The sequence below is a fragment of the Mesorhizobium sp. CA10 genome, from assembly GCF_020165285.1.
In the GTDB taxonomy this organism is placed as follows: Bacteria; Pseudomonadota; Alphaproteobacteria; order Rhizobiales; family Rhizobiaceae; genus Mesorhizobium.
In genome coordinates, this window is the sequence record NZ_JAIUHV010000031.1 from 1 (window position 1) to 3,879 (window position 3,879).

At 59.8% G+C, this 3,879-nt stretch carries 2 protein-coding genes; both read left to right on the forward strand.

The features are described 5' to 3' along the window. Positions 1-137 precede the first annotated feature (137 nt). Positions 138-1,232 carry a glycosyltransferase family 4 protein gene (locus LB535_RS28740; protein ID WP_224634577.1) on the forward strand — a complete coding sequence of 365 codons (1,095 nt, stop codon included), beginning with the start codon at positions 138-140 and terminating at the stop codon, positions 1,230-1,232. 209 nt (positions 1,233-1,441) lie between these two features. Then, a complete protein-coding gene (locus LB535_RS28745; RefSeq protein WP_224628665.1) occupies positions 1,442-3,610 on the forward strand; it encodes an amylo-alpha-1,6-glucosidase in 2,169 nt (722 codons plus the stop codon). The last annotated feature ends 269 nt before the right edge of the window (positions 3,611-3,879 follow it).

Here is a 3,879-nt window from a genome sequence, read left to right on the forward strand (position 1 = left end):
ATGCCACGGCGAAGTGATTGATGCCGGGAACAAATTAGCAGCCCGAAAGTTCGCGAGAACGGCGAACCGGGAGAAGGAGTAACCGCTGCCGTCCCCGGTTCGTTGAAGGCCGACTTTCGTTCCAGGATGCCCTGCACATGAAGATTGCCCAGATCGCACCCCTGACTGAGTCCGTGCCACCCAAGTTCTATGGCGGGACCGAGCGCATCGTTTCCTATTTAACGGAAGAGTTGGTTCGAAGGGGCCATGACGTGACTTTGTTCGCCAGCGGCGATTCACGTACTTCGGCCGAACTGGTGGCATGTTGCGACGTTGCGCTACGCCTGAATCAGAAAGCACAGAATCCCATTCCTTACCACGTCATGATGCTTGAAGAGGTTCGCAGACGGGCGAATGAATTCGACGTGCTGCATTTCCACGTCGACGTTCTCCATTTCCCGATAATTCGAGAGTTCGCGCAGCGAACCGTTACCACGCTTCATGGCCGGCTCGACCTTCCGGACCTGGCGCAGCTTTACGCGATGTTCAACGACATTCCACTGGTCTCGATCTCGGATGACCAGCGCCGGCCCATGCCGCCGGTCAACTGGCTTGGAACGGTCTATCACGGCCTGCCGAACGACATCCTCCCATTCCGGCCGAAAGCCTCTGGATACCTCGCGTTCCTCGGTCGCATCTCACCCGAAAAAGGCCCGGAAGCCGCGATAGAAATCGCCGCGCGCGTCGGGATGCCGCTCAAGATCGCGGCCAAAATCGACGCAGTGGACCAATCATTCTGGAGCGGTAAGGTCGAACCCCAGGTGCTTCGACATTCGAATGTCGAGTTCATTGGCGAGATTGATGAGCGTGCGAAGGCGGAATTTTTGGGCAATGCGACGGCGCTGCTGTTCCCGATCGATTGGCCGGAGCCGTTCGGCCTCGTGACCATCGAGGCGATGGCCTGCGGCACCCCGGTGGTTGCCTTCAACCGCGGAGCCGTTCCGGAGGTCATCGATCATGGCGTGTCCGGACTGATAGTGGAAAGCATTGACGAAGCCGTCGAAGCTGTGCGGCGGATAGGCAGTCTCGATCGCGCACGAGTGCGGAAAACTTTTGAAACACGATTCACGGTCGGGCGCATGTGCAGCGACTATTTGGGGATCTACAGCTTGCTGGCGTGCGACGAGCAATTTCCACTCGGCCCGCGAAACGGTTTCGCCGCAAACGCAGCTGAGATAGCCAGCACTGCTTAAGACAAGTTGTCGGCTAGGCTGCCGGGTTCCCGCCGCGTTCGATCAGGTCGAGCAGCGGAAGCTTCGCCGAACATCCGCCAAGATTTCAATGACGCTCTCCGAGATCATGGGCATCGCAGCATTGATGCGAGATACTGTTGATAGGAGATGGTCGGGCGCAGGCATATGCGATGAGCGCCAGCATCGGCCGTCTGAACAGGAGGGTTGAGATGAGCATCGAAGTCGAAGAACGCAAGCTTAATCCAGCGGTCGCTCTCCCCGCACTCGATGAATCGGCCCCGCGCGAGCCGCATAGGCAATTTGCGCTGAAGCATGAGGACTGCTTCGTCGTCGCGGACAGCTATGGCGACATACGCGGCAGCGGCGACGGGCTTTTCCGCGATGATACGCGAGTGCTGTCGCGTTTCCGGCTGTTCATAGGCGGCCGCATGCCGTCGCTGCTCGGAGCGTCGCTGTCGCAGGACAACATCCTATTCACCGCCAATCTCACAAATTTGGCTACCATCGGGCCCGACGGCAGTGAAACGCTGCCTGGGGTCGTGCACATCGAGCGGACCAGATTCATCTGGCACGACCGCATGTACGAGCGAGTCACTTTCACGAATTACTCCGCGCGTGAGGTGTTGCTGCCGGTCCGGTTCGACTTCGATGCCGATTTCCGTGACATGTTCGAGGTGCGCGGCACTACGCGCAGCCGGCGCGGCCGCGCACATGACGCCTTGGTCGGCGAGTCAGGCGTGACATTTTGCTACGAGGGCCTCGATAATGTGGCGCGCCAATCCGTCATCGCGTTTTCGATGAGGCCCGACCAGATCCATCCCCATCATGCAGAGTTTCTCATTCTGGTGGGGAGGCACGACAGAAAGGCGCTGTATCTGGAAGTCGGTCAGAACGAAGAAATCCCGTCCAGTGATCGGTTCCGCGCCGCCGCGGCGCGAGCGCGATTTGCAATGCGCTCAAAGCGTCGACAGGGCGCCACTGTTTTCAGCTCCGGCCGCGTGTTCAATGACTGGCTCACGCGCACACGTGCCGACATCGCCCTGCTGACCACCGATCTGGAGACCGGGCCATATCCGTATGCCGGTATTCCCTGGTTTTCGACTGCCTTCGGCCGCGACGGCGTCATTTCCGCCTTGCAAATGCTGTGGCTCAACCCCGAGCTTGCCCGCGGCGTGCTGGCGTTCCTTGGCCGCTATCAATCGACGGAGACCTCTGTGTTCGACGATGCCGAGCCCGGCAAGATCATGCATGAAACGCGCAAAGGGGAAATGGCTATACTGCGCGAGCTGCCGTTCGGCCGCTATTATGGCGGCGTCGACACCACTCCGCTCTATGTCTACCTGGCTTGGTCCTACGCCGATCGTACGGGCGATGACGAGTTCGTCGATCGCATGTGGGATTCGCTGTGCGCAGCAATCGGGTGGATGGAGGAAGTCGGTGCCCGCAACAGCGACGGTTTCGTGACCTATAATAGGGCGGCGGACACGGGTCTCTTCAACCAGGGCTGGAAGGACAGCGCCGACGCTATCTTCCATGCCGACGGCAAAATACCTCGCGGTCCGATCGCACTGGTCGAGGTGCAAGGCTACGTCTTCGCAGCCTATCAAGGCATGGCCGCCTTGGCAGCCAAACGCGGAGACGCCGCCAAGGCGGCGCACTGGAGCGCCATGGCAGAAAAAATACGCAGCGCAGTGGAGGCCCGGTTCTGGATGCCGGACCGCAATTTCTACGCTTTGGCAATCGATGGAGAAGGCAGGCAATGCGCGGTGCGCGCCTCCAACGCGGGTCACCTGCTCTATGTAGGGCTGCCCTCGGCAGAACGGGCGAAATCAATTGCCGAGCAGTTGCTGTCGGGGCATCTGCACAGCGGTTGGGGCGTTCGCACCTTGGCCGACGATGAGATTCCGTTCAATCCGATGTCTTATCATAACGGCTCGATCTGGCCGCATGACACGGCGATCTGTGCCGCCGGGCTAGCCCGCTACCAGGAGCGCACCAGCGTCGTGAAGCTTATGAGCAGCATGTTCGAGGCGGCGGTCCGGTTCAATATGCGGCTTCCGGAGCTATTCTGCGGCTTTACGCGGGCGATCGGGGATGCGCCGATCGCCTATCCCGTCGCCTGTCTGCCGCAGGCATGGTCGGCCGGTTCCGCGTTCATGATGCTGCAGGCCTGCCTGGGGATCCGCATCGATGGTTGGAAGCGCGAGATCAATGTCGAACGCCCACGGTTGCCGATAGGCATCGACAACATCGTCATCCGGCACTTAACCGTGGGCGAGGCGAAGGTCGACCTCAATTTCCAGCGCGTCGGCGACCGGGTCGTCTGCTATCTCGGCGAGCGGCACGAGGGCCTAGTGCCGCTGGTCGTTCGCTCTTAGCAACCGGGACAGCAGGGCCTGCTATCGATGCTCACTGTAGCATCCAGGTGCTGCTGGTGATGTCTCGCAGCCTCCTCTTGAACTGAAAAGAGCTGCTTCCAATCTTTTCTCTTGTCCCCAGCCGGGCGTGCAGGTGTTCGAATATTAGCGGTGCATCTGCGGAAATGACCAACGGGGTCAGTTGTTGAAGGGAGGTCACTATGGAAAGTGATGCTTTCAAGCAGTCAGTTTTCGTAGGGGAGAATGGCTACATCCAAAAGATCGACTGC